Source organism: Brachybacterium sp. P6-10-X1, from assembly GCF_001969445.1.
Taxonomy (GTDB): domain Bacteria; phylum Actinomycetota; class Actinomycetes; order Actinomycetales; family Dermabacteraceae; genus Brachybacterium.
In genome coordinates, this window is the sequence record NZ_CP017297.1 from 3,761,898 (window position 1) to 3,788,044 (window position 26,147).

Consider the following 26,147-nt stretch of genomic DNA (forward strand, 5'->3'; position numbering starts at 1 on the left):
CAGAAGAGGGACGCGAGCGGCACGACGTGACACCAGGCGATGGCTCGTGCCGCTGACGTCCCTGATGTGCTGCCCGAAGAGCGCGTCGGGCCGCTTCAGCCCGCCCGGCGCAGCGTGCGCGTGATCGTCTCCCGCACCCGGCCGGCCATCCCGGGGCCGTCGACGGGGGGGCGGCCGGCCACCTGGAGCGGGATGAACTCGGGCCAGTTCGGGCCGAAGTTCAGCAGGCGCTGAAGGTCGCACGCCGGGTCGACCCTCGCCCCGGCCAGATCCTCGTAGTCGTCGAGGAACCACATCGCGGCGTCGGCGGAGAACAGCACGGCGAGGTTGAGCCGGCAATGGCCCACGTCCAGCCCACGGTCCGCGAGGCCGACGGTGGGCCAGTCCACCACCGACGAGATGCTCCCGCCCTGCCAGAGCACGTTGAAGTGCTGGTAGTCGCCGTGGCTGAGCACGGCACAGGCAGGATCGGCGGGCCGAGCGGCGAGTTCGCGGGCGGTGCGGGCGAGCCCCGGGTCGCCGCCTTGCTCCAGCCAGGACAGCTCGGAGGACGCCCACAGCTCGCAGGGGCCGAGCACCGGCGCCGGCACCGCGTGGATCCGCGCCAGCATCGCGGCGAGCCGTCGCACCCAGGCCCGCAGATCGAGCGGAGCGAGCTCCACCCGCCCGGGCAGGAAGCGGGTCAGCGTGGTCGGCAGCCCGGAAGCGGTTCCCTCGGGGTCGGCGGCGATCAGGGAAGGGATCGGCAGACCGGCATCGGCCAGGGCGTCCAGCCCGGCGGTCTCACGGCGGACCATGTCGTGCTGCCAGCTCCCGTCCCCGGACCAGCGCCGCACGACGACGTCACCGCGACCGTCCACGCGCCGCACCTGCAGCATCTGCCCGGTGATACCGCCGACCAGCGAACGCACCAGCGTGACCTCGCCGACGAACGGGGAGAGCCAGGCGCGCAGCGCAGGGTCGAGGTCCGAGGCACCGGAGGTCGGGGGCATGCGGCAGAGACTGTCAGAGGGGTCCGAAGGGCTCAACCGGATTCCGGGACCTCGGTGAGCTCGTCCGGGCAGGATCTGTCCTCGCGTCTTTCTACGGTGGGTGCACACAGCGGCCCCGGCATCGGGCCGCGACATCTCTGGAGACGGGTCCCCGTGACCGCATCCTTGTCCGTCGTCACCCTGTACCGCGATCCTGTGGAGGCTGTGCGCTGGCTCGTCGAGGCCTTCGACGTCGAGGTGCTCGACTGCGAAGGACATCAGCGGTCGGTGGGCAGTTGCCGGCCCGGCCAGCCCTGGTGAGGGAATAACGCAGCGCACGGGGACGTTGACAAGCGGTCCGCGCAGGATCCGCCACCGCTCCCAGGAGAATCCATCACCGAGCACACCGCACTCATGAGCTCGTCCGCCGTCGCCCTTCCGGCTCTCGCCGTGCAGGCAGAGCGGCTCATAGATCTCGATGTCCATTCCCTCGCCGGCCTCTTCGAGGAGACGGTGCGGGCGGCCGTCGCACAGTGGGGGAGCGAGCGCACCGACGTGCTGCTCGCGCTCGACCCGGCGCTCGCGCCGCCGTCGGCCCTGGCTCCTCTGCTGCGGCGCGGCGACAGGCCTGGTTTCGTGGTCGAGGACATGACCGACGTGGACCGCTTCGCCCCTACCGGCATCGAGCTGGGCGGCGAGGCGATCTATCTCGTCGAAGGGCTCGAGCGCGGGGACGACTTCGAGAACACCTCGCCCGCGGAGGCGCTCGTCGAGATCGCCTCCCGCAAGCGCACCCCGCTGCTGCTGAGCGAGGGCATCCACTGGGTGCTGCAGCAGCCGGAGATCCTCGAGCGCAATCACTGCTTCATGACCATCGGCTCGCGGCTGACGAAGCCGACCGGGAAGCTCGACTCCCGCACCCCGGCGCTGTGGATCTCCAACGGCACCGGGCGCGACGGGAAGGACCGCAAGGACGCCCCGAAGCTCGGATGGTGCTGGTGGAACAACCGCCACACCTGGCTCGGCATCGCCTCGACCGCGGGACGCACCGCCGCGTGACGGACCGCGGCGCCCTGGCCTGCACCGCCGCGTGACGGACCGCGGCGCCCTGGCCTGCACCGCCGCTCGGCCACCCCGCCCCAGCCCGCCGCAGAGCTCGGTCTGCCCAGGGGCGTTGAGGGCCGGGTGCGCCGCTTCGAGCTCTGCGGGGTCGTTGCCAAGGCTGGTTGTGCGCACGGCAACGCAGATCTCGGTCGTCCCCGGTGCTTCCGGGCTGACCCCGCACGGGGCCGGCGGCCTGTAAGTCGTCCCCGCTCTCCCGCGCATCGCCCTCGTCGGTTACGGTGACCTCAATCGCGCGCGACGAGGACGCGAAAGGCGACCAGCGGGGCACGTCCCGTCGGCCCCTGCTCGTGGCCCCGTCGTGGACCCTTCCCCACCCCCGACAGGACAGCCCCGTGAACTCCCTGATCCTCGCAGTGGTCGGCGTCGGCATGATGATCGCCGGCTACCTGCTGTACAGCCGCTTCCTCGCCCGGCGCGTCTACCGGCTCGACGCCGCCTTCCGCACCCCGTCCCACGAGCTGTCCGACGGCGTCGACTACGTCCCCACCAACAAGTTCATCCTCTGGGGCCACCACTTCACCTCGGTCGCCGGCGCCGCGCCCATCGTCGGCCCCGCCGTCGCGGTGATCTGGGGCTGGCTGCCCGCCTTCCTCTGGGTCACGCTCGGCACGGTCTTCTTCGCCGGCATGCACGACCTCGGCGCCTTGTGGGCGTCGGTGCGCAACCGCGGGCAGTCCATCGGCGCGCTGTCGGCCCGCTACATCGGCGCCCGCGGCAGCCGGCTGTTCCTGGTGGTCATCTTCCTGCTGCTGCTCATGGTCAATGCCGCCTTCGCGGTGGTCATCGCGGGCCTGCTGGTCTCCACCCCCACGGCGGTCATCCCCACCTGGGGTGCGCTCGTGGTGGCGGTGCTCATCGGCCAGGCGATCTATCGCCTGAAGTGGAATCTGCCGCTGGTCTCGATCGTCGGCGTGGCGGCTCTGTACGGGCTGATCCTGCTGGGCGACCGCCTCCCGGTGGTGCTGCCGGACTCGGTGCTGGGCCTGTCGCCGGAGGCGTTCTGGATCATCGTGCTGTTCATCTACGCCGCGATCGCCTCGACGCTGCCGGTGTGGGTGCTGCTGCAGCCCCGCGACTACATCAACGGCCTGCAGCTGTTCATCGGTCTGGGCCTGCTGTACGGCTCGGTGCTGATCTTCAGCCCCACGATCGTGGCTCCCGCGGTCAATGCGAACGTCCCCGAGGGGACGCCGGGCATCATGCCGCTGCTGTTCGTCACCGTGGCCTGCGGCGCCATCTCCGGCTTCCACGGCATCGTCTCCTCCGGGACCTCCGCCAAACAGCTGGACAAGGAGACCGACGCCCGCTTCGTCGGCTACTTCGGCGCCGTCGGCGAGGGGCTGCTGGCTCTCGGCGCGATCATCGCCACCACGGCCGGGTTCCGCACCCTGGCGGACTGGGAGGAGGTCTACAGCGCCTTCAACGAGGGCGGCGTCGCGGCGTTCGTCACCGGCGGCGGCTCCATCCTCAACGCGGGCCTGGGGATCCCCACCTCGCTGTCGGCGACGATCCTGGCCACCATGGCGGTGCTGTTCGCGGCCACCACCATGGACACCGGCGTGCGCCTGCAGCGCTTCGTCGTCCAGGAGATCGGCGACGTGATCGGCGTGAAGCTCGGCACCATCGTGGCCACGGCCATCGTGCTGGTGGTGTGCCTGGCGCTCACGTTCAGCGCCGGCGCCGACGGCTCCGGCGGCATGCTCATCTGGCCGCTGTTCGGCACCACGAACCAGATCATGGCGGGACTGACCCTGGCGATCCTCGCGGTGATGCTGATGCGCAAGCGCCGCCCGGTGCTGCCGATCATGATCCCGCTCGTGTTCGTGCTGTTCATCAGCGTGTACGCGCTGATCATCCAGCTGGGCGGATTCCTCGCCGACGGCAACTGGCTGCTGCTGGTCCTCGACGTGATCATCCTGATCGCCGCGGTCTGGGTGATCGTCGAGTCCGCGGTCGCGCTGAACCGCGCCCGCATCGCCGACCCCGAGCCCGACGACGAGGACGAGCGCGACTCGGTGGCTGCCGGCGGGAGCTCCCAGGAGTGAGCCCCGCCCCTCAGCGCCGCCCCGCCGGCGGGTTCCCGGACGACCCGACCGACGGGGCGGCTCCCCGCCCGGTGGCTCCTGACGGGGTGGCTCCTGACGGGGTGGCTCCCGACGGGGCGGCTCATCCCGGGGGAGCGCCCCGTGCGGAGGCTCCCGGTCCCGGCCTCCGCGACCGCTGGCGGGCGTTCAGCGCGGGCCTGCACGAGTACTACGTCGGCCCCTACCGGCGCACCTTCGCCAAGGCCCAGCGGGACGAGGACGACCTGTTCCGGATGCTGGTCATGTCCGAGATGCTCGGGGTGCCCAACCCCGCGTCCTACTACACGATCGAGTTGCTGCCGGTGCTCTACGACGGCTTCCACGACTGGCACCGACGCATGGGCATGGAGCGCTCGCCCCTGGAGAACTACCGATGCTGCTGAACCTCGCCGCCGAGCGCCGCGTGCTGTTCCTGGGCGGCAAGGGAGGGGTCGGCAAGACCACGGTCGCCTCCGCGCTCGCCCTCGCCGCCGCCCGCGAGGGCCGACGGGCCCTGGTGGTCTCCACCGACCCCGCCCACAACCTCGGCCACCTCTGGGACCAGAAGGTCGGCGACCGCCTCGCCCGCCTCGGCGACGGGGCGGGAGGGCGGCTGTCCGGGATCGAGATCGACCCCGACGCGACCACCGATCAGCATCTGAAGGACGTGGCCCGGACCCTGCGCAAGCTGATGCCCGAGAACCTCGCGGGCGAGGTCGACAAGCATATGGAGCTCTCCCGCCGCTCCCCGGGCACCCACGAGGCCGCGGTGCTGGAGCGGATGACGGAGCTGGTCGAGAGCGGCATGGAGCGCTTCGACCTGGTCGTCTTCGACACCGCTCCCTCCGGGCACACCGCACGGCTGATGGCGCTGCCCGAGCTGATGACCGCCTGGACCGACGGACTGCTGGCCCGGCGGGAGAAGTCCCAGAAGCTCGGCGCGGCGATGCGCGGGCTCGACGGGGACCGCGGGAAGAAGCTGCTGGGCAGCACGGCCCCGCGCGACCCGGTCGAGGAGCGCGACGAGGAGATCCGATCGATCCTGTTGCGCCGCCGCGACCGCCTGGCCGGGCTGCGGGAGGTGCTCACCGACCGCGCGAGAACGTCGTTCGCGATCGTGCTGGCCGCCGAGCGACTGCCGGTGCTGGAGACCATCGCCCTGCACGAGGAGCTGACCCGCACCGGCGTCGACGTCGGCGGCCTCGTGGTCAACAAGCGCTCCCCGGCCGACCGCGGCGACTTCCTCGCCCGCCGCCACGCCCTCGAGGAGGAGCACCTGGGAACCCTCCGCGCGGCGCTGCCCGAGGTTCCGCTGCAGCAGATCCCGCTGGGGGAGGAGGACGTCGTCGGCCCCGCCGCCCTGGAACGGTTCGCCGGGCTGCTGGGCACCGCAGACGGCGTCCCGACGGCAGGGGCGCGCGGTGACGGCGGGAGGCCGACGGCGACCTCGCGCTCAGACGGGGGAACAGCGCCCGCCGGCTGATCATGGCCCGGGCCCCGCCCGCGGCCGACCGGTCAGCACCCTGGACGCCGCACGCATCGGGACGGATACTCGGGCCACCGACTCCGATCCGCTCACGGGAGAGCAACCATGGAACACCGACTGCTGGGACGCAGCGGAACCTCCGTCTCGGTACAGACGCTGGGCACGATGACCTTCGGCGCCGAGGCCGACGAGTCCGCCTCGCACGAGATCATCACCGCCTACGTCGAGGGCGGCGGGAACATGCTGGACACGGCCGACGTGTACAGCCGCGGCGTCTCCGAGGAGATCATCGGCCGCTGGCTCGCCGCGCACCCCACGGAGGCCGAGCAGGTCGTGCTCGCCACCAAGGGTCGGGCCGCGATGGGGGAGGGGCCCAACGACGTCGGCCAGTCCCGGCGCCACCTGCGCCGAGCCCTCGACGCCTCCCTGCGGCGCCTGGATGTGGAGCACATCGACCTCTACCAGATGCACGCCTTCGACGCGCTGACCCCGCTCGAGGAGACGCTGGGCTTCCTCGCCGAGGCGATCGCGAGCGGGAAGATCTCCTACTACGGGTTCTCGAACTATCTGGGCTGGCAGCTCACCAAGGCGGTGCACCTCGCGCAGGCGCACGGGTGGCCGGCGCCGGTGACGGTGCAGCCGCAGTACAACCTGCTGGTGCGCGACATCGAACACGAGATCGTACCCGCCGGCCTCGACGCCGGCATGGGCCTGCTGCCCTGGTCGCCGCTCGCCGGCGGCTGGCTGAGCGGGAAGTACGAGCGGGACGTGCCGCCGACCGGCGCGACGCGGCTGGGCGAGAACCCCCAGCGCGGCATGGAGGCCTGGGAGAAGCGCAACGCCGACGAGCGGACCTGGGACACCCTGGACGTCGTCCGGGCGGTCGCCGATGCGCACCGTGCCTCGCCCTCGCAGATCGCGCTGGCCTGGGCGACGGCGCAGCCCGCCGTGACCTCGGTGATCATCGGTGCCCGCACCGTCGAGCAGCTGCACGACAACATGGGCGCCGCCGAGATCGAGCTGACCGACGAGGAGCTCGCGCGTCTCGACGAGGTGAGCGCCCCGGTGATGGACGACTATCCGTACGGGCCCGCCGGGATCCGGCAGCGTCACCGCTCGGTGGTGCAGGGCGAGTAGGGGCTGCGCCGGATCACGCCTCGGGCCACGACGCCCCTGCGCTCATCGATCCACGCCCCGGAAATCCCACCGGGAGAGGTCCTCCTCCAGCGGATCGGGGTCGCGCTGCGGCGGCACCTCGTCCGTGCGGGCGATCTCGAGGATGCAGTCGGTGCGGAAGCCGCGCACGCCGCCTCGCAGTCGGCACCAGCCCACCAGGATCCAGCCGCCGCGCACGGTGATCAGCCCCAACGGCTCGACGGACCGCCGGGTGCGCTCGCCGGTGTCGGGCCGCGCGTAGTCGAGCTCCACCACGCGGGGACGCTCCAGCACAGCTCGCAGCACCTCGGCGATGTGCTGATCCGTCGGGCCCTCCGGCGCCATCGCCGCGACTCGAGCGGCCAGGGCGCGGGATCGCCGGCGACGTGCGGGCGGCATCGCCCCGAGCACCTTGTCCATCGCGCGGGACGCGTCCTCGGCGAAGGGTGATCCCATCATGACGCTGAGTCCGGCCGTGACGGCCATCGCCTCGGGCGGGGTGAGGGCCAGCGGCGGCAGCGAGTAGTCCCGACGGATCGCGTATCCGCCGGTGCGCCCGGCCACGGCGTACAGCGGGACGCCTGCTTCCTGCAGGGCGTGCACATCTCGCTCGATCGTGCGCGTGCTGACCTCGAAACGAGCGGCCAGCCGGGGCACGGAGACCGGGCGCTCGGCATTCGCGCGCAGCACGTCGAGCAGGGCGTGGTGCCGTTCGCTGCGTCGCATCGACCCAGCGTAGGGAGTCGGCGCCCGAGGGGGAAGATCGGTCCCGAAAACCCCGACACACCGTTGTCGCGGGCCCGACGGATCCTGAGGTCTCATCACTCCCGCATAGCGAAGGAATACCTCATGACCAGCCCGAACATGTTCATCGTGTACGTCAGCGACGTCGCGCGCACCGTCGACTTCTACCGACAGCTCTTCGGGATCGAGCCCACGTTCTTCCCGAGCCCCGGATTCGCGACCTTCGCCCTCGGCAGCGGGGTCGACCTCGCCCTGTGGTCCGCCCACGACGTCGCGCTCGCCGGCGACGTCGTGCGCACCAGCGAGATCTGCCTGTGCCTGCCCGGCGGGCCCGAGGCGATCGAGGCGCAGCTGAGCACCTGGGCCGCTCTCGGCGTCACCGTGCTCGAGCCACCGCATGACGCCGTCTTCGGCCGCACCACCGTCGTCGCCGACCCCGACGGGAACCGCATCCGGATCGCGCCCGTGGACTGAAGGACGCGGGGCGTCCGCCTCGCCGTGACCGGTATGGCGGGGCGGGCCGGCGGCCAGCACATCACGTTCGACCGGCTCCTCGATCCTGGGCAGGATGCGGGGGTAGCGCCGCCGTCACGGGATCAGACGAGTCGCCTCCGGATGAGCAGCAGCAAGAGCCTTGTCGACGGTCGGCAGATGCGCCCCGCGGCTCGCTGCCAGGGCCGCGAGATACGCGTCGGTGACGTGTCGATACCCGACGACCCGCGAGCGGAACGGCAGGTGCTGCTCAGCGCGAGGGATCCGGCTGGGCTCCCTTCTGTGCGGCGGCACCCCGTCGGTCCGCACGATGTTCCGCGAAGAACCGCCGCACGCTCGGCGGCGCCCACAGCAGCGTCGCCATGAGCACGTGCAGCACGTCGGTGGGGATCACGACGGCAAGGTACATCCCGCCCATGGTCGCGGAGTAGAGGCTGGCGGCAGTGGCGACCACCAGGTACACGGTCAGGGCGATCCGCGCCCACTGCCTGCCGCGGAGGATCTTCGGCGTCAGCCACAGCAGCAGGATCACGTCCACCAGGTGCAGCACGATCGCGTAGGCGAGCACGAACACGACGATCCAGCTCATCCACTCCTCGCTCAGGGTGCCGGGGGTCTCGCGCTCGATCGCCGTCACCAGCTCGGTGCGCTTGATGACCATCAGCACGGGCAGGCCGACGAGCAGCAGGATGCTGGCGCCGATGCCGACCACCAGCCAGCGCAGCGCGGCAGGCGCACGCAGCGGAGGGCTGTGCCGGCCGACGGTGGAGCCGGCGGTGGGCGGGGTGAGATCAGGAGATGACATGGTGCGCTCCTCGGTGCGGTGCGGTGCGGTGCGGTGCGGTGCGGTGCGGTGCGGTGCGGTGCGGTGCGGACGGTGGCCGTCGGTGGGCTCAGACGGTGAGGGTCAGCGGCACCCCGATCAGGCGGTAGAACACGGCGACGGCCACGAGTGCGCAGGCCGAGACGGTCACGACGCCGTAGAGCACCCGGCCCCGCGGGGTCCACCATCCGCGCACCCACGCCAGGACGGCGAGGACGAGCATCACCAGCGCCACCAGGGCCAGGACCGACATCGTGTTCAGGGCGATCGACAGCGCCGGGCTCCCGGTCAGCGGGATCTGCGCCAGCAGGTTCGCGTCGGCCGTGACGATCACGAACCCGGTCGCGAAGATCACCGTGCACAGTCCGGCCATCCAGGCCAGCCCCTGCGCGATCCGCGCCACGACGGGCGAGCGCGCTCCGGCGGGCGCAGCGACGCGGCCTCCCCGTCGCCCGACGACCAGCCGTACGGGCAGGACGACGAACGTCGCCAGCAGGACCGCGGCGGCCACGGCGAGCACCACCAGGTGCAGCGTCGGGGACTGGTACCAGGCGAGCGGCTCGAAGGAGCTCGACGGCATCTGGGTGGTCACCAGGTCGCCGGCACCGGTGACTCCCAGCTCGGCCCCTCCGCCTTCGAGGACGAAGCGGTCCGGCGCGGTCGCCACCCAGACCTGCTCGGTCACGTCAGGGTCGGCGGAGAGGCCGACGGTGGTGATCCGCCCCGTCCCGTCGGCCTCCACCGTCACCGGTGCGGTCAGGGAGGCGACCTTGGTGAAGTTCGCGTGCGCCGTGCGCGCCGAGCGGTACGTGCCGGCGACGGCGTCGGCCGCCTCCTGCTCCGACGTGCCCGGGGCGGGGTCGCCGTGAGGGGTCGAGGCACCGGACGACGTCCCGTCGCCGTTCTCGAAGGCCTCCGCCACCACGGCGCGGACCAGCTCCTTGCCGCCCCAGAACGCGGCCTGATCCGTCCCGTCCCCGGTGTAGGCGACGTGGATGCCGAGATCGTGCTGAGGCAGCAGCGCCATGTTGTGGTGGGTCCCCGGCTGATCACCGTCCTTGGTCACCACCTGCTGGCCCTGCATCGCGCGCTGCTCCCAGGCATATCCCATGCCCGGCAGATCAGGGTGGGCCGAGAACTGCTGGTGCTGCATCGCGCGCGGGACGCCGGCCCCGAGCGGGGAGTCCTCCTCCAGCTGGGCGATCATGAAGCGTCCCATGTCCGCGCCGGTGGTGATCACGTCGGGACCGGCCGGGGTGGCCGGACTGAGCTGGCCACCGGTCCGGGTCTGCTCGTCCTCGGTCGGGCGGTATCCGGGCACGATCGCCAGGTCGCCCACCGGATGCGGCTGGCCGACGGAGGTGTCGACCATGCCGGCGGGCTCGAGCACGTGCTCGGCGACGTACTCGGAGAAGTCCTGCCCCGAGGCGACCTCGACCAGGCGCCCGGCCAGCACGTAGGCGAAGTTGTTGTAGGCGACCAGCTCGCCGGGCGGACGCACCCGCGAGGGCAGCTCGCCCGCGGTGAACTCCTCCAGGCTCGGCAGGTCCTGGCGGTCCCACTGCGACCAGCCGTAGATGTCGTCGTCGAAGCCCGCGGAGTAGGTCAGCAGATGATGCAGGGTCACGGGCCTGCCGGGGTAGGTCTCGGGGATCTCGAGGTCGGTGAGGTACTCGTTCACGTCCGTGTGGAGGTCGAGCTCGCCCTGCTCGACGAGCTGCAGGACCGCGGTCGCGGTGAAGAGCTTCGCGATCGACCCGGTGTAGACGCCTGTGCGGTCGGGGTCCATGGCCGTGTGCGCGGTGGGGTCGGCCTCGCCGTAGCCCTTCGAGACGACGGTCTCGCCGTCGGCCACCACGGTCACCACGGCGCCGGGGATCCGTCCCTCGGCCAACTGTGCGGGGACCAGCTCGTCGAGCAGCGGGCCCACGCCGTCCAGCTCGGGCCCTCGTGGCCCGGGGTCGGCGGCGGCGACCCCCGGGGCGGACAGCATGACCAGCGCAGCCAGGGCGAGGACGAGGGCGCTGGGGCGGCAACGCGGACGGCGTTGGTGGTACGACTGTGTTCTCACGATCGTGAACGTACCAACGCCCCGACACCGCGGCAAGCAATATCCTCCGGACGGAGGAGTCAGCCCGCCAGGGCGTCCAGATGGGCGCGCAGCAGGCGCCGAGCTCCGTCCGGATCACCGCCGGAGCCCTCGAACACCAGGTGCATCGCGAGCCCGTCGAGCAGGGCGTGCAGACGTCGGGTCTCGAGCTCGTGATCTGCGCCCGGGGCGAGGTCGGTCCCGTTGTCCAGGGCTCCGATGAGGTGCCGGCAGCTCATCCGCAGAGCGGCGTGGGCCTCCTCCCGCAGCGGCATGAGCTCGGGATTCGTCCGGGCCGCCATGAACAGGCTGAGGTAGATCTCCATCTCGGCGCGGCGCTCCGGATCCAGCGGCAGGAACTGGACGGCGACGGTCTCGACGCCGCGGCGATCGGACACGGGGAGCATCGGCTCGACGCGGCGGCCCACCCGATCCAGCACCAGCTGCAGCGAGAACGCCAGCAGCTCGTCCTGGCTGGAGAAGACGTGGCGCAGCGAGCTCACGGTGAGCCCCGCCTCCGCGGCGACGCTGCGCACCGAGACCCGTCCGACGCCGTCCCGGAGCAGGACCCGCCATGCGGCCTCGGCGAGCTCCTCGCGACGGCGTGCGTGGTCGATCAGCTTCGGCATGGGCTCACCGTAGCGACACGGCTGTGCCACCACAAAGTCCCGGTGCGCTGCGACCGGTCCGTCGTCCGCGCCGGTGCTCAGGCGGCGTCGGCGGCCGGGACCTGCCTCGACTCGTCCTCAGCGGAGCCCTGCTCGGCGGGATTCGCCCGCAGCGTGAGCGCCAGGCCCACGGCGATCGTGGTCATCACGCCGCCGAAGGCGAACGCCCAGCCGGCGCCGCTGGCCTGGGCGACCTGCGCCGCGGCCCCGGACTCCGACGCGACGACCGCACCGAGCGTGAGCAGGGCGATGAACACGGCGGTGCCCAGTGCTCCGGCCAGCTGCTGGAGCGTGTTCAGGATCGCCGACCCGTGTCCGTACAGCTCGCGCGGCAGGGCACCCAGGGACAGCGCCATCAGCGGGGTCATGACCATGGCCATGCCGATGCCGAGCGGGACGTTCAGCGCGATGACCATGCCCTGGCCGGCATCGGCGTCCAGCAGGAACACCTCGAGCCAGCACACGATCGCCATCAGCGCCATGCCCGGGACCACGATCGGCCGCGGGCCCAGACGGTCGTACAGGGTGCCCACGAACGGGCCGAGCACACCGGAGGCGGCCGCACCGGGCAGCATCGTCAAGCCCACATCGAGGGTGGACATGCCCAGCGATCCGGTCATGTACAGCGGCAGTGCCACGACGGTGCCGAGCATGGTGGCGAAGCCCATCAGGATCACCACCACGGAGACGGTGAAGGTGCGCACCTGCAGGGGGCGCAGATCCAGCAGCGGCTCCTCGCCGCGGGTGCGCATGCGCACCTGGCGGGTGGAGAACACCGCGAGCGCGAGCACGCCGACGCCGGCCGCGATCAGCGGGATCAGGCGGGCCTCGCCCTCCACGATCTGGCTGATCGATGCCAGGGCGTAGATGACGCCGCCGAAGCCCACCGCGGAGAGGGCGACGGAGACGAGGTCCAGTCGCACCTTCTCCGGCTCGGTGTAGTTGCGCATGAACAGCAGCCCGATCACCAGGGCGACCACGATGATCGGCAGCATCATCACGAACAGCGAGTGCCAGGACCAGTGCTCCAGGATGAACCCGGAGATGGACGGGCCGAGCGCCGGGGCCGCCGAGATGACCACGCCCACCAGGCCCATCACCAGGCCGCGCTTCGAGATGGGGACCAGGGCCAGGACGGTGGTCATCAGCAGCGGCAGCACCATCGCGGTGCCGGCCGCCTGGATCACGCGAGCTCCCAGCAGCACCCCGAAGGTCGGGGCCAGCATCGCGATCGTCGTGCCGACCAGGAACAGTCCCATGGCGGTGAGGAAGACAGCGCGCACCGACAGGCGCTTCATGAGGAAGCCGGTGGTGGGGATGACCACGGCCATGGTGAGCATGAAGCCGGTCGAGAGCCACTGCGCGGTGACCGCGGAGATGGACAGGTCATCCATCAGGGTGGGCAGAGCGACCGACAGCAGGGTCTCGTTGAGGATCATCACGAACGCGGAGACCACCAGGACGGCGATGATCGGGGTGACCTTGTGGGAGGCGGGCGCCTGACCGTCGGTGACGGTGGTGCCGGGGTCGTCGGCACCGTTGCGGGTGGCGGCCTCGGCCTCGGCGGAGACGGCTCCGCCGGCGACGATCCCGGGGGTCTCGACGGCGGGGAACTCGCCCGTGGGCTGACGGGGGGAGGTCATGGGTGTGGCGTGCTTTCTGCCTCGAGGGACCGGAAGGCCGGAACCCTTCCCTCCGCGAGCGGGCGGAGCGGACGGGTCACCATCCGGCGCGGCCGACGGGCCGTGACCCGGGACCACGGAGATTCTTTCACGGAGTGCAGGTTTCTGCGCTGTGAGGAGTGCCGCATTCGGGTGCCTCTGCACCGCGGGCGGGGCCCTACGCTCCCCGCCCCGGGACGACCAGACCCGACTCGTAGGCGATGACCACCAGGCGGGAGCGGTCGCGGGCTGCCAGCTTGGCCAGCAGTCGGCTCACGTAGGTGCGGGCGGTGGCGGGGGAGAGGAACAGCTCCGCACCGATCTCGTCGTTGGTGAATCCGCGGCCCACCAGCGCCAGCACCTCCCGCTCGCGGGCCGTGACGCCCTCCAGCAGCTCGGGCCGCACGGAGGTGCCCAGGCGGTCCCCGAGCTGGCCGAGCACGGTGGTCGTCACCGACGGGGAGAGCAGCGAGTCACCGCGCGCGACGGTACGGATCGCGCTGCGCAGCTCGTCCGGGCCGACGTCCTTGAGGAGGTACCCGGCGGCCCCGGCGCGGATCGCAGCGAGGATGTCCTCGTCCTCGTCGAAGGTGGTCAGCACCACCACGCGCACGTCGGCCAGTTCCGGATCGGCGATGATCCGGGCGGTGGCGGCGATGCCGTCCAGCTTCGGCATGCGGATGTCCATGAGCACGACGTCCGGGCGCAGCTCCCGCACCCGGCGCACCCCGGCGGCGCCGTCGGGGGCTTCGCCGACCACCTCGATGTCGCCGTCGCGCTGCGCGAGAGTGCTCAGCCCGGTGCGGACCAGCTCCTGGTCATCCACCAGCACGATGCGGATCATGTCGTCGGCCCCTCCCTCGTCTCCGGCTCGTCCATCGTCGTCGGCCCCTCGGTCGCCACCGGGCGTCCTGCCGTGGTCGCTGCCGCCGCCGCACCGAGCCGTACCGGCAGGCTCGCCCGGACGGTGAAGCCTTCCCCGGGGGCGGTCCGGGCCGAGAACGTACCGCCGAGAAGATGCACACGCTCGCGCATGCCGAGCAGTCCCACCCCGCCGGCGGAGGACGTGCCGACCTCGTCCGTCCCGTCGGCCCCGCGCCCGTCGTCGGCGACGGTGATCCGCAGCTGCCGGTCCTCGACCCGCACGTCGACGCACAGCGTGGACGCCGCCGCGTGACGCAGCGCGTTGGTCACGGCTTCCTGGATCACGCGGTACCCCGCGGAGTCCACCGCCCCGGAGAGCGACCCGCTCGGCACCTCCACCCGGTCCCGCACCGTGAGCCCGGCGCGGCGGGCCGGCGCCAGGAGGGAGGGCACGTCGGCCAGGGATCGCACGGCGCGGGGGGAACCGTCCGAGGTGGACGACGCCGTCGCATCATCCGCCTCCTCGGCACTCACGTCCCCGCCCGCTTCGTCGGCTCCGTCGGCCCTGTCGGCCCCGTCGGCTCCGTCGGCTCTGTCGGCTCTGTCGGCCCCGTCGGCCGAGCGTTCGCCGTCGGCCCGCCCCTCGCGCAGCAGGCGCACCATCGACCTCAGCTCCTGCAGCGACTCGGTGGTCTGCCCGCGCACGTGGTCCAGGGCTCGGGCCGCGGAGTCGTCGTCGGTGCCGACAGCATCCCGCGCGACCCCGGTGTGCAGGGAGATCACCGACAGCGCATGGCCGACGGTGTCGTGCAGGTCCCGAGAGATCCGCTCCCGCTCGCGCCGGATCCGCAGCTGCGCCTCCCGGCGGGCCCGCTCCTCGCGCAGCTGAGAGATCAGCTCTCGCTGGGTGATCTGCCGACGGTGCGAGCGCACCGCGCTGCCGAGCGCGAGGGCCGCCGCGATCAGCGCGAGATTGGTGACCGCATCGGTGCCCAGCAGGGATCCCAGGGGCTGCGGGTCGTCGCGGAGCCGGAACAGCAGCGAGACCGTGAACACGACGGTGCCCGCGCCGATCGCCCACCGCAGCAGCCCCCGCTCCGCGGTCGAGTACAGCGCGGCGACCACCGGCAGGGCGACCCCGATCGTGGGCAGCTGGAGCGTGTAATAGGCGAAAGTGGCCAGCACGCTGAGCACGAGCATCGCCACCGGCACGCTGCGGCGCAGCAGCTGCAGGGCCCCGAAGCCGGCCGCGAACAGGTAGGCCAGCGGACTGGGTGGGGCGCCCGAGGCCGCCTGCTGGATCGTGATGACGCCCGCCAGCGCGAGGGCGACCCCGAGCGCGAGCACCACGTCCGCCGCGCGCGGAGCGGCCCGCTCGGGAGAGGCAGAGGCCGGGGCAGTCACAGGTTCAGCGTAGGAGCTGCTGATCGCGCGCGCCCGCCCCCTGGGGCGGGCACTGATGTCGCCTCCGGACGTACCCAGCAGCCGACGGGACGCGATCACCGTCGAGCCAGCGGGTGGATGCCCAGGTCAGCGACGCAGCTCTAGCGTCGAGGGCATGAATGCTCCCCCGGTCCACCGTCCCCACGACCCCACCGCGCTGAACGCTCCGCAGGACCTGCGATGGCCGCTCATCATCGGCCTCGGTCTCGCCGGACTGGTCCGCCCCGTGACCACCATCGTCCTCGACCTGGCCGGCCTCGACCTCGGCGCCGCCGTCCCGCTGGGATGGACCCTGATCATCTCCCTGCTCTGGATCGGCGCTGTGGGCCTGACCCGCACGCCCCGACCGATCCTCACCCTCACCCTGGCCGGCGTCGTCTACGCGGTGGGCGCGATCCTCCTCAGCGGGATCCTCTCCCCGCTCCTGCTGGGGCACCTCGCCGGACCGCTCGCGAACCCCCTGGCCATCGTGCCGATGCTGGTCACGAACGTGGCGTGGGGCGCGCTCGCCGGAGCGCTCGCCCTCCTGCTGCAGCGGGTGCGCCCGGTGGGCAGGGAACGGCACCCGTGAGGCATCTGGGCATGGCTCTGCTCGGGCTGCTGGGCGGACTGCTGGCCGGCGTCGTGCTGCAGGACGTGCTCGCGCCGGTGCTGGTGCGCGGGGGAGAGGTCACCGCGGCCGGCCTGGTGGTCCTGCCGCTGCTGCTCCCTGTCAGCGCGCTGGTCGGAGCGGTCATCGCGCTGGTGCTCAGCCTGGTCCGTTCCTCGTGAGGCGGGGGATCGCACGATCGAGGCGGATCCGGCACGTGGGACCGGCAGGGCGCGGCGCGCCGGCCTCGCTCACCCGCGGTGCTGCTGCCACCACAGGGCGGCCTGCACGCGGGAGCCCAGCTGCAGCTTCGCCAACGCATGGGAGAGATGGGACTTGACCGTGGTGATCTCGACGTACAGCTGCGAGGCGATCTGCTGGTTCGAGTGGCCCTGTGCGACCAGCTCGAGCACGTCCTCCTCCCGGCGCGTGAGGGCCGGGACGGGACCGGCCGACCCCGCCGGGGACGACGTGGAGCCCGCGGTCGAGGGAGCGGACGGCCCCTTCGCGTCCTGCGCCCCCGCCGTTGCTGATGCGTGCTGCACCCCCGCCCCCGACCCAGCGCTCGAGGGCGCCGCCCGCCCGCGCAGCGCTCCGACCACGGCGCGGGTCGCCGCGGCAGACAGCACGGCGTCCCCGCGGTGCACGTCCCGCACCGCCGCGAGGATCCGCGCCGGGTCCTCGGACTTCACCAGGTACCCGTCGGCCCCGGCGGCCAGCGCGCCCAGCACGTAGTCATCGAGGTCGAAACCGGAGATCACCAGCACGTGCGCGCCGGTCGCGCGCAGCTGCGGGGTGATCTCGATGCCGGTCGCGCCCGGCATGCGCACATCCGTGAGGACCACCTCGGGGCGGTGCTGCCGGGCGGCGTCGATCGCGCCGGCCCCGTCGGCGGCCTCGGCGACCACGGTGATGTCCTCGGCGGAGTCCAGCAGGGCCACCAAGCCGGAGCGGACGGCGGAGTGATCGTCGGCGACGAGCACACGGATCGGGTCGTGCGCGGGGGCATCGGTCACGGGCGGGCCTCCTGGGCGGTGGTCTCGGGGGTGCTGTCGGCGTCGTGGGCGGAACCGTCGGGGTCCGAATCGGACGGATCCGAATCGGGGCAGGGCTCGACGCTGCGGGCCCGTGCGGGCAGGTGGGCGAGCACCCGCCAGGTCCCGGCCTCGGGGGAGTCCCGGGGGGCAGGTCCGGAGGTCGCGCTGCCGCCGACGGCTGTCGCCCGGTGGGCGATCGCCCCGCGGCCGACGCCCGAGCCCGGCAGCGCCGTGCCCGTGCGGCGGTTGCGCAGATCCAGGGACACGACGTCGTTCGCCACCTGCACCGTCAGCGAGATCGGCGCCTGCCCGTGGCGGACGGCGTTGGTGGAGGCCTCGGCGGCGATGCGCAGCAGCGCGGCCTGCACCGACGGCTCCACCCGCGCGGGATCGGTGGCCGCGGGGTCGATCCGGATCCGGGCCCCCTCATCGCGCCCCCGCAGCCGCGCCGACAGCGAGGGCCAGTCCAGGGTGACCGCGGGCAGCGTGCCGGACTCCTCCGTGGACAGCACGCCGATCATCGAGCGCAGGTCCCGCAGGGCCGCGTGCGCCGACTCCCGGGCCGTGGTCAGGGAACGGTCGCGAGCCGCCTGGTCCTCGAGGGAGGACGCGAGATTGGTGTGCAGCGAGACCGCGCTGAGGTGCCCGGCGATCACGTCGTGCAGGTCGTGGGCGATGGTGCGGCGCTCCGTCTCCACCGCATGGGCGGCGCGGGTGGCGGCGAGTTCGTGCTCGACGTCAGCGAGGGACTCGGCGGCCAGGCGGGCGCCGCGGTGATGGCGCACCTCCCAGCCCCACAGCAGCGGCGTCGAGACCACCAGCGTCGCGACCAGCAGCACCACCAGCAGGATCGGCCCGTCCGCCCCCAGCGCGACCGCGACGACGAAGGCGAGGACCGCCACCCCGATGGCGACACCGGTGGTGACGCGGGCCAGGCGCCGGCTGCCGTGCATGATCGGCGTGAACAGCGCCTCGAACAGCAGGAAATAGGCGGAGATCTGTCCGCCGACGACGATCTCCGCGGCGGACAGCGTCCCGGCCACCACCAGCGCCAGCACCGGCACGCGACGACGCCACAGCAAGCTCACGCAGGCCACCAGCAGCAGCGTCACCGACACGGCGGCGGGCCAGCGGAGAGCCTCGCCGAGGAAGCCGGAGTTCGTGGCCCCGGAGACCGCCAGCAGCACGACCACGGTCGCGTAACCGGCCGCCGCCATCGCATCGCGACGGTCGATCGCGAGGCGCCGGCGGTGGTCGACCGGGTCGGAGGGCATGGTTCGAGGCTACGCGGCCGTGGCGCACGCCACTGCCCGAGTGGTCGCACTTCGCACCTTGGGAGGAGGACCGCAGGAGGCCTCGGCAACGAGGATGGGGACATGGAATCGCTCCCGGAGTTCGCCGGTCCGCTGGGTCTGCTCGTGCTCGCCCTCATCGACTCCACCTCGATGGGCACCCTGGTCATCCCCGTCATCCTGCTGGTGGTGGGACAGGGTGGGGCGCTGCGCATCGCCGGGCGCACTCTGCTCTACCTCGCCGTGATCGGGGCCTTCTACCTGGTCCTCGGCATCGCGCTGCTGGCCGGTCTGCTGCCGCTGATCGAGTCCTTCGGGCACCTGCTGGCCTCGCCGGTGGTGATGCTGGTGCTCGCCGTGATCGGGGTGGGGTTGGTGCTGTACTCCTTCCGCATCGACCCCAAGGCGGTCGCCAAGCGCGGCGGGGACCCCGAGGCCTCCGCCCGGAGGTGGACCGAGCGCGCCCGCCGTGCCAGCGGGCGACCCGGCGTGCTGGTGGGCCTGGCCCTGCTGGCCGGCGTCATCGAGGCGGCCTCGATGATCCCGTACCTGGCGGCGATGGGGATCATCGCCGACATGGGGATCGGACTGGGCCGGGGCGCGCTCGTGCTCGTCGGCTACTGCGCGGTGATGATCCTGCCCGGCGTGGTCCTGGCCGGGGTGCGCGCCGCGCTCGGCGAGCGGGCCGATGCCTTCCTCGATCGCGCGCACGACTGGGCGGTGAAGAACGCGACCACCGCCTTCTCCTGGGCCGTCGGCATCGTCGGCGCGATCATCGTCCTGAACACGATCGGGCCCGCCCTGGAGCTGCTGACGGGCGGCGGGACCTGACGCCGTGAACGAGCCGGCGCCGCTGCTCGCGCGCCGCACGAACCCGCATCACCCAGCTCGTGCCACCGTCGCCACGATCTCCGGAGGACACCCATGGATCTGCATCCCGACTCGCGAGCCGTTCTCGACCTCATCGCGGACGCTCCGCCGCTGGACACGCTCACCCCCGCGCAGAACCGGGAGAACAATGCGCGGGCGGGAGCGCTGCGCGGAGCGGTCCAGGAGCTCGCCGAGGTGCGCGAGGACGAGATCGACGGCGTGCCCGTGCGGATCTACGTCCCTCACGGACTCGGTGCACGACCGCCGGCGTTCGTGTACTTCCATGCCGGCGGCTTCGTGGTCGGCTCCCCGCAGATGGGTGATGCGACGGTGCGCGAGGTCGCCGTCGAGGCCGGGGCGGTCGCGATCAGCGCGGACTTCCGACGGGCGCCCGAGACGCCGTTCCCCGGAGCGGTCGAGGATGCCCTGACGGTGACCCGCGCCGTGCTCGAGGGGCGCGGCGGGCCGGACCTCGACCCGCATCGCGTCGCCGTGCTGGGGGAGAGCTCCGGGGGCAATCTGGCCGCGGTGGTGGCCCAGCAGCTGCGCGGAAGCACGCCCGGTCTCGTGCACCAGGGTCTCGTGTATCCGTATCTCGAGCCGATCACCGCACGGGGCGGAAGCAGGGACGAGTTCGCCGAGGGGTACGTCCCGACCGCCCGGGATCTCGCCTACTACTCCGCGGCGTACGCGGCCGAGGCCGACCCCGGGGACACCCGGCTGTCCCCGGCCCGGGAGCGCGACCTGACCGGTCTGCCGCCCGCCACCGTGCTGACGGCCGGCTGCGACCCGCTGCGCGACGAGGGCGAGGACTACGCCGAGGCACTGGCAGCGGCCGGGACGCCGGTGACCTCCGTGCGGTTCGCCGGCCATGTCCACGGATTCCTGCACCTCGCCGCGCTCATCGGGGCCGCCCGGACCGCTCGCCGGCTGCTGGGTGCCGAACTGCGGGCCGTCTTCGCGGAGGAACGCACCACGGGGTGAGGCGCAGTGTTCGCGCGGGGCCCGGCGGCGCGGAACCGCTCGTCGGGCCGCCCAGTGACGAGACGGTCGGTACCGGGCCGTCACCTCGATCAGCTGTTGCGCGCCGAGGCCGAGTGATGCCCGGCGCTGCGCCGACGTCGCCCGGCGACCCGTCCCCCCCGGTCCGTCCCTTTCCTGTCACCGTGAGGAGACCCGGCGGTAGGATGCCGGGAACGAGGCCCCGCGCTGACCTGCCGAGCGCGACGAAACAGGAGGTCCAGCCGTCATGAGCAGCGAGGTCGCCGGTCCCGCACATCGCGCCGCGGTCACGCTCGCGGACGTCGCCGAGCAGGCAGGGGTCTCGATCGCGACCGCCTCGTTCGTGCTCTCCGGGCGCGGCGGCAGCCGTTCGGCAGGGTCGCCCGCGACCAAGGCGAAGGTGCGTGCCGCCGCGGAGGAGCTGGGCTACGTCCCCAACCGCAACGCCCAGGCCATGCGCACCGGCCGCGGCGGCGGCATCGTGCTCGCGCTGGGCACGCTCGAGGATCCCTGGGGTGTGCAGCTGGCCAATCAGGTGCGCCGCGATGCCCTGCCCCACGAGCTGTCCACCCTGGTGCTCGCCGACGAGCGCTGGCTCGAGTACCTCTCCGGCGCCTCGGCCGACGCCGCCTTCATCACCAGCGTCGACTTCGTCGAGGACGGCCCCGAGCGGGTGCGCCGGTTGAACGCCGCCACCCAGACCGGGATCGTCGCCTTCACCGCCCAGATGGAGCCCGACGGGTTCGACGTCATCTCCTCGACGCCGTACCAGGCCGTCGCCCAGGCCTACCGGCGGCTGCGCAGCCGCCATGAGAGGGTCCGGCTGCTGGCCCCGCACCTGGAGGACCGGGTGTGCTCCACGCTGACCCACCCCCGCACCCAGGCGTTCCTCGAGGTCGCGCGCGAGCTGGGGGAGAGCCGTCCCGAGGAGCTCGTCCGCATGAGCCCGGAGGGCAGTCGGGACACCTATCGCTCCAGCCTCGACTGGCTCTCCGGATCGGACCGCCCTCGTGCCGTCATCTGCTTCACCGGCTACCAAGCCGTGGCGCTCCAGTTCGCCGCCGAGCGGCTGGGCCTGGACGTCCCCGGGGACCTCGAGATCATCTCCATCGGGGACGTCCCGGCCGAATCCGAGTACTTCGACCCGATCAGCTACTACGGCGTCGACGACGTGTTCGCCCGGATCTCTTCCGTGGTGATCGACGCCGCTCGCGACCGCGAGGAGCGCCCGGGCCGGCTGCACGCCTTCGACTGGCAGTTCTTCCCCGGCGCCACCACCCGCGACGACGAATGAGCCCGATGCCCCACACCACCTGGACCCTGCCCGGCCTGCACCTCGAGGACATCACCCACCCCGTCCCCCTGGACCACGCCGATCCCACCTCGGCGCGCCTGGAGCTGTTCGCCCGCATCGTCACCGCGCCGGGCGGGGAGGACCGCCCGTTCCTGGTCTACCTCCAGGGCGGTCCCGGCTCCGAGGCGCCGCGACCGTTGGAGGCGTCCTCCCCGGGATGGCTCGCGCGCGTGCTGCGTGATTACCGCGTGGTGATGCTGGACCAGCGCGGCACCGGACGCTCCACCCCCGTCGGCCTTGACGCGCCCCTGCCCGCCGGAGCGATCGACGGCGCCACCACCCTGGGCGAGGCCACCCCCGCCCAGCAGGCGCACTACCTCACGCACTTCCGGGCCGACGCCATCGCCCGCGACGCCGAGCTGCTGCGCGAACACCTCGGGGTGCCGAGCTGGTCCCTGCTGGGGCAGTCCTTCGGCGGCTTCACCACGCTGCGCTACCTCAGCGCCCATGCCGCGAGTGTGGACACCGCTCTGTTCACCGGCGGCCTGCCGGCGCTCGGCCCCGACCTGGACGCCGTCTACACCACCACCTGGCACGGCATGATCTCCCGCAGCGAACGGTACTGGGCGCGCTTCCCCGGCGACCGGGACCGGATGCGCCGCCTGGCCGACCTCGCCGCCGACGGACGGCTGCGACTGGCCGACGGGCAGCGCGTGGGCGTGGAGCGCCTGCGCCGCCTCGGCCATCTGCTGGGCGCCTCCCAGGGAGCCGAGCGCCTCCATTACCTGCTGGGCCTCGATCCGTCCGCCCCCGCCTTCGCCCACGACCTCGCCGCTGCTCTGCCCTTCGGCGGCCGCAATCCGCTGTACGCCGTGATCCACGAGAGCTGTTGGGCCGACGGGACCGCCACCCGCTGGGCCGGAGACCGCACCATGCCCCAGGCCGTGCGTGAGGACCCGACGCTGCTGGCCGGCGAGCACATCCACCGCGACCTGTTCGCCGAGGACCGCGAGCTCGCCCCCTGGGCCGAGGCCGCCGACCTGCTCGCCGAGCACGACTGGCCGCGCCTGTACGACGAGGAGGCGCTTCGGGCGGCCGACGTCCCCGGCGCGGCAGCGGTCTACTTCGACGACGCCTACGTCCCGCGTGAGTACTCCCTGGCCACGGCGGACCTGCTCAGCGGCGTGATGCCGTGGGTGACCAGCGAGTACGAGCACAACGGCCTGCGCGCGAGCGGCCAGGGCGTCATCGACCACCTGCTCGACCTCGCCGCCGGACGCCGCGCCGCCTGAGCCCCGGTGGCCACCGGCCCTGTCTGCCGCCAGCCCTGCCCACCCGCCGCCGGCCCTGCCCGCCCGCCGGCCCTGCTTGCCGCCAGCCCTGCCTGCCCACCCGCCTCCGGCCTGCCTGCCCGCCGCCGGCCCTGCCCACCCGCCGCCGGCCCTGCCCACCCGTCGGCCCTGCTTGCCGCCAGCCCTGCCTGCCCCCCCGCCTCCGGCCTGCCTGCCCACCGCCGGCCCTGCCCACCCACCGCATTCTCTCCCCGCCGGCCTCTCACCGCGGATTCGACATGAACGGGACTCCAGCGACACGGGCTGTCGATATGCGTCGCGCCGTGCCGCTGGCGTCCCTTACCTGCTGTCCCTCCCCACCATCCCCTCATCCACATCCGGCCGCTCGAAGGCCACCCCGGCCGGTAGGCCGCGCATGCTCGGGCGATGCAGAACCGATCACCCCGCCGGCGCCGCCTCCATGTCTGGACCCCGAACGATCTCCGGGCAGCCGGAGTGTCCCGATATCGCCGCGATCAACTGGTGCGGGCAGGGCGCCTCCGCGCGCTCGGCCCGGGGTGGTTCGGAGATGCGGAGACTCCGCAACTGGTGGCGGGGGCACTCTCACGAGGCCACCGGCTCACCTGTCTCTCGGCTGCGGTGATCCACGGGCTGTGGACCCCGGCTCGCGTCGGCGGGGCGGCGCGGCAGATCCATGAGGTGAGCCGGCGTAACGCGGGGGACGCCCCTCGCGGTGTCGTGCTCCGGCATCTGCCGGTCCTGCGTGCATGGCCCGACGAGGAGCCCGTGATGCCGCTGGAGATCGCGCTGCTCCACGCGGTGCACTGCCTTGACGCGGAATCGGCGGCGGTGCTCCTCGAATCCGCGCTGGAGACACGTCGGCTCACCCGGTCGCAGGTCGAGGTGGTCCTCGAGCAGACGTCGGCTCGGCGGCGCCGCGCGATCGGCCGCATCAGCCCGTTGGCGGGATCCGGATCCGAGACGCGGGTGCGCCGCTTCTTCGAGCGACGCGGGGTGAAGGTGCGGGAGCAGGTGAGACCGTTCGGGGCGCCGAGGGTGGACCTGCTGGTGGGGGACCGGTTGATCATCGAATGCGACAGCTGGTCGTACCACGGGGACCGCGAGGCCTATCTCGCGGATCGTAGCCGCGACCAGATCACCCTGAGCGGCGGTTACCTCGTGCTGCGTCTGACCTGGGAGGACATCTGGCTCCACTGGGAGCGGACGCAGGAGCTGCTCACAGTCCTGATCCGTCAGAAGACGCATCGGGGGCCGCGGGTCGGACGCCGGAACGGGTCTCCGCCCTCTTGATCGGCACGAAGGGGACGCCCGTGGCACGAGCTGTCGATATGCGTCGCGCCGTGCTGCTGACGTCCCCTTCGTGCTGTGCCCGCCACCCCAGCCGTGCCCGCCACCAAGCCGCACCCGCCGCCCCAGCCTTGCCCAGCACCACAGCCGCGCTCGCCACCTGAGCCGCGCCCAGCACCCCAGCCGCCCGCCACCCGAGCGGCGCCCGCCGCCGTGAGAGATGTGGAGCCTGGATGATCCGCCACGTCGAACTGGCCTGGGGGATGCTCGAAGGGGACATCGTCGTCGGACGTCGTCAGGGGTGGGCGCGAGAGGACGCTCCGGCCGGTCACATCGCCCGCACCACCGTGGCTCTGATGGACGGCCTGCACGTGCAATGGCTGCTGGACCCCTCGATCGACATGGAGGCCGAGATGCGGTTCCATGTCGACGGGCTCAAGGAGCGCTGGGGCGTCGTGCCGACCTGAGCGGGTCCGGCCGAGGTCGGCCGGCGCCAGGGGGTTCGCCGCACCCTCATGCGTCGATCGCGAGGCGGAAGCCCTTGTTCCCGCTGGCGTCCTCGGCGGCGGTCGCGCTGCGGGCGGCGACCCGGTAGCGGTTGCAGTAGGAGTCGTGGCAGAGGTACGAGCCGCCGCGCATCACCCGCACGTCCCCGGTCAACGAGGACGCTTCGCCGGTGGTCCAGAGATCGCTGCACCATTCCCAGACGTTGCCGGCCACCTCGTACATCCCGAGCCCGTTGGGCGGGAACGATCGCACCGGCGCGGTGGCGAGGTATCCGTCCTCGAGGGTATTTCGCACTGGGAAGGCGCCCTGCCAGATGTTGCAGCGGTGCTCGCCGTCGGGCGTGAGCTCGTCACCCCAGGCGTAGCGGGCCTGGTCGAGTCCCCCGCGGGCGGCCTTCTCCCACTCCGCCTCCCGCGGCAGTCGCATCCCGCACCACGCCGCGAAGGCCTCCGCGTCCCGTAGGGACACGTGCACGACGGGATGGTCCGCACGATCGGCCGCAGAGGAGTCAGGGCCCTCGGGGCGGTCCCAGCGGGCCCCCTCGACGGCCCGCCACCACGGGGTGCCCGGAGGTTTCCGGCTCGCCCGGCGCACGTCCTTGTCCAGCAGGGCGCCGAACACGAAGGACCAGCCGAAATCCTCTGCCTCGGTGACGTAGCCCGTGTCGGCCACGAAGGCGGCGAACTCCGCATTGGTCACGCAGGCCGGGTCGATGCGGAAGGCCGGCACCTCCACCGCCCGCACCGGGGACTCGCCGTCGCCGGGGTTCCGGTCGCTGTCCTCGGAGCCCATGCGGAAGGGACCGGCGGGGATGGAGACGGCGTGGTCGGCCCGGGAACGGACCCGCTCGACCGGTGCCGCCCAAGCGGCGAGCGGGCGGGCTCGGTCCGTGTGTGCAGCCGACGTCGACGGGCCGGACGGGCCCACTGTCCCGTCGAGGCCTTCCCGTGCGGCGGCGCAGCACGGTGCCGGCGCGGAAACCGACGAGGTGTCGTCCTCGCGCGAGGAGAGGGGCAGGGGAACGGGGGCACCAGCATCGGTCATGCCCCCACCGTATGTCTGCTCGAGCATGTCTGCTCGGACGGGTCCGTCCGCTCGGGCCGCTGCAGTGGGGCGGGATGGTCCAGTGCCGGTCGGTGCGCCGACGGAGCGACTGTCGGCCGCCGACCAACCCGCCGGCCGCCGACGATCCCGCCGGCCGCCGACCATCCCGCCGGCTGCCCACCAACCCGACGACCCGCGGGCTTGACATCTCCGTGACCGTCGCCTGTAGCGTGTAATCGATTACTGACGCGATCGCGACGATCGTGGCAGCCGCGACGACGGAGTGCGGAGGCGAGGACGCTGGACGAGCGCGACGAGAACCACACGA

26 protein-coding genes are annotated in these 26,147 nt (G+C 72.6%); 15 read left to right on the forward strand and 11 right to left on the reverse strand.

What is annotated here, in order from left to right; genetic code table 11:
- Positions 1-95: 95 nt before the first annotated feature.
- On the reverse strand, positions 96-992 hold the full coding sequence (locus tag BH708_RS16765; protein WP_076810142.1) for a phosphotransferase family protein: 897 nt from the start codon (positions 990-992) through the stop codon (positions 96-98).
- Between the two features lie 153 nt (positions 993-1,145).
- Here BH708_RS16765 and BH708_RS20060 point away from each other — a divergent pair, with 153 nt between their 5' ends.
- The 6 genes from BH708_RS20060 (at position 1,146) to BH708_RS16790 (ending at position 6,782) form a co-directional block, all read left to right on the forward strand.
- Positions 1,146-1,292 (forward strand): hypothetical protein, encoded by a 147-nt coding sequence (locus BH708_RS20060; protein WP_172805775.1) that lies wholly within the window; start codon positions 1,146-1,148, stop codon positions 1,290-1,292.
- A 93-nt stretch (positions 1,293-1,385) separates the two neighbouring features.
- Entirely contained in the window at positions 1,386-2,030 is a 645-nt protein-coding gene (locus BH708_RS16770; RefSeq protein ID WP_076810143.1) for a DUF5701 family protein, read from the forward strand.
- Between the two features lie 398 nt (positions 2,031-2,428).
- Positions 2,429-4,141, forward strand: coding sequence for a carbon starvation protein A (locus tag BH708_RS16775; protein WP_076810144.1), 1,713 nt, complete (start codon positions 2,429-2,431; stop codon positions 4,139-4,141).
- A complete protein-coding gene (locus tag BH708_RS20630; RefSeq protein ID WP_371329883.1) occupies positions 4,138-4,563 on the forward strand; it encodes a cory-CC-star protein in 426 nt (141 codons plus the stop codon). Before BH708_RS16775 ends, BH708_RS20630 begins: the two co-directional genes overlap by 4 nt.
- Positions 4,554-5,642: an ArsA family ATPase gene (locus tag BH708_RS16785; protein ID WP_083713731.1), complete on the forward strand. Its 1,089-nt coding sequence runs from the start codon at positions 4,554-4,556 to the stop codon at positions 5,640-5,642. Before BH708_RS20630 ends, BH708_RS16785 begins: the two co-directional genes overlap by 10 nt.
- A gap of 108 nt (positions 5,643-5,750) precedes the next feature.
- Complete coding sequence (locus BH708_RS16790) at positions 5,751-6,782, forward strand: aldo/keto reductase (RefSeq protein ID WP_076810145.1); 1,032 nt, start codon at positions 5,751-5,753, stop codon at positions 6,780-6,782.
- A 42-nt stretch (positions 6,783-6,824) separates the two neighbouring features.
- On the opposite strand, the gene BH708_RS16795 is transcribed toward BH708_RS16790, so the two are convergent.
- Entirely contained in the window at positions 6,825-7,526 is a 702-nt protein-coding gene (locus BH708_RS16795) for a YafY family protein (RefSeq protein ID WP_076810146.1), read from the reverse strand.
- A gap of 123 nt (positions 7,527-7,649) precedes the next feature.
- Between BH708_RS16795 and BH708_RS16800 the strand changes: the two genes are divergently transcribed.
- Positions 7,650-8,018 (forward strand): VOC family protein, encoded by a 369-nt coding sequence (locus BH708_RS16800; RefSeq protein WP_076810147.1) that lies wholly within the window; start codon positions 7,650-7,652, stop codon positions 8,016-8,018.
- Positions 8,019-8,286: 268 nt separating this feature from the next.
- Here the strand turns inward: BH708_RS16800 and BH708_RS16805 are convergent, their stop codons facing one another.
- From BH708_RS16805 to BH708_RS16830, 6 genes are all read right to left on the reverse strand, one after another.
- Positions 8,287-8,841 carry a hypothetical protein gene (locus tag BH708_RS16805; protein WP_076810148.1) on the reverse strand — a complete coding sequence of 185 codons (555 nt, stop codon included), beginning with the start codon at positions 8,839-8,841 and terminating at the stop codon, positions 8,287-8,289.
- Positions 8,842-8,929: 88 nt separating this feature from the next.
- Positions 8,930-10,930, reverse strand: coding sequence for a serine hydrolase domain-containing protein (locus tag BH708_RS16810; protein WP_076810149.1), 2,001 nt, complete (start codon positions 10,928-10,930; stop codon positions 8,930-8,932).
- Between the two features lie 59 nt (positions 10,931-10,989).
- A complete protein-coding gene (locus BH708_RS16815; protein WP_076810150.1) occupies positions 10,990-11,577 on the reverse strand; it encodes a TetR/AcrR family transcriptional regulator in 588 nt (195 codons plus the stop codon).
- 77 nt (positions 11,578-11,654) lie between these two features.
- Positions 11,655-13,259, reverse strand: coding sequence for an MDR family MFS transporter (locus tag BH708_RS16820; RefSeq protein ID WP_076810151.1), 1,605 nt, complete (start codon positions 13,257-13,259; stop codon positions 11,655-11,657).
- A 196-nt stretch (positions 13,260-13,455) separates the two neighbouring features.
- Complete coding sequence (locus tag BH708_RS16825; protein WP_076810152.1) at positions 13,456-14,121, reverse strand: response regulator transcription factor; 666 nt, start codon at positions 14,119-14,121, stop codon at positions 13,456-13,458.
- On the reverse strand, positions 14,118-15,545 hold the full coding sequence (locus BH708_RS16830; RefSeq protein WP_157236028.1) for a sensor histidine kinase: 1,428 nt from the start codon (positions 15,543-15,545) through the stop codon (positions 14,118-14,120). Before BH708_RS16830 ends, BH708_RS16825 begins: the two co-directional genes overlap by 4 nt.
- Before the next feature lie 154 nt (positions 15,546-15,699).
- On the opposite strand from BH708_RS16830, the gene BH708_RS16835 reads away from it, so the two are divergent.
- Positions 15,700-16,155: a hypothetical protein gene (locus tag BH708_RS16835; RefSeq protein WP_076810154.1), complete on the forward strand. Its 456-nt coding sequence runs from the start codon at positions 15,700-15,702 to the stop codon at positions 16,153-16,155.
- 11 nt (positions 16,156-16,166) lie between these two features.
- Entirely contained in the window at positions 16,167-16,355 is a 189-nt protein-coding gene (locus BH708_RS16840; RefSeq protein ID WP_076810155.1) for a hypothetical protein, read from the forward strand.
- Between the two features lie 69 nt (positions 16,356-16,424).
- On the opposite strand, the gene BH708_RS16845 is transcribed toward BH708_RS16840, so the two are convergent.
- Entirely contained in the window at positions 16,425-17,189 is a 765-nt protein-coding gene (locus tag BH708_RS16845; RefSeq protein ID WP_076810156.1) for a response regulator transcription factor, read from the reverse strand.
- The gene (locus tag BH708_RS16850; RefSeq protein ID WP_076810157.1) at positions 17,186-18,484 is read right to left on the reverse strand and encodes a sensor histidine kinase; all 1,299 of its coding nucleotides are present in this window, start codon (positions 18,482-18,484) and stop codon (positions 17,186-17,188) included. Before BH708_RS16850 ends, BH708_RS16845 begins: the two co-directional genes overlap by 4 nt.
- 102 nt (positions 18,485-18,586) lie before the next feature.
- On the opposite strand from BH708_RS16850, the gene BH708_RS16855 reads away from it, so the two are divergent.
- From BH708_RS16855 to BH708_RS16880, 6 genes are all read left to right on the forward strand, one after another.
- The gene (locus tag BH708_RS16855) at positions 18,587-19,333 is read left to right on the forward strand and encodes a GAP family protein (protein ID WP_076810158.1); all 747 of its coding nucleotides are present in this window, start codon (positions 18,587-18,589) and stop codon (positions 19,331-19,333) included.
- A gap of 93 nt (positions 19,334-19,426) precedes the next feature.
- A complete protein-coding gene (locus tag BH708_RS16860; protein ID WP_076810159.1) occupies positions 19,427-20,356 on the forward strand; it encodes an alpha/beta hydrolase in 930 nt (309 codons plus the stop codon).
- Positions 20,357-20,621: 265 nt separating this feature from the next.
- Positions 20,622-21,668, forward strand: a complete 1,047-nt coding sequence (locus tag BH708_RS16865; RefSeq protein ID WP_076810160.1) for a LacI family DNA-binding transcriptional regulator — start codon at positions 20,622-20,624, stop codon at positions 21,666-21,668.
- Positions 21,665-22,960: an alpha/beta fold hydrolase gene (locus BH708_RS16870; RefSeq protein ID WP_083713736.1), complete on the forward strand. Its 1,296-nt coding sequence runs from the start codon at positions 21,665-21,667 to the stop codon at positions 22,958-22,960. Before BH708_RS16865 ends, BH708_RS16870 begins: the two co-directional genes overlap by 4 nt.
- A 789-nt stretch (positions 22,961-23,749) precedes the next feature.
- On the forward strand, positions 23,750-24,271 hold the full coding sequence (locus BH708_RS16875; protein WP_157236030.1) for an endonuclease domain-containing protein: 522 nt from the start codon (positions 23,750-23,752) through the stop codon (positions 24,269-24,271).
- A 230-nt stretch (positions 24,272-24,501) separates the two neighbouring features.
- Positions 24,502-24,735, forward strand: coding sequence for a hypothetical protein (locus BH708_RS16880; RefSeq protein ID WP_076810163.1), 234 nt, complete (start codon positions 24,502-24,504; stop codon positions 24,733-24,735).
- A gap of 46 nt (positions 24,736-24,781) precedes the next feature.
- Here the strand turns inward: BH708_RS16880 and BH708_RS16885 are convergent, their stop codons facing one another.
- On the reverse strand, positions 24,782-25,819 hold the full coding sequence (locus tag BH708_RS16885; protein WP_083713740.1) for a formylglycine-generating enzyme family protein: 1,038 nt from the start codon (positions 25,817-25,819) through the stop codon (positions 24,782-24,784).
- Between the last annotated feature and the right edge of the window lie 328 nt (positions 25,820-26,147).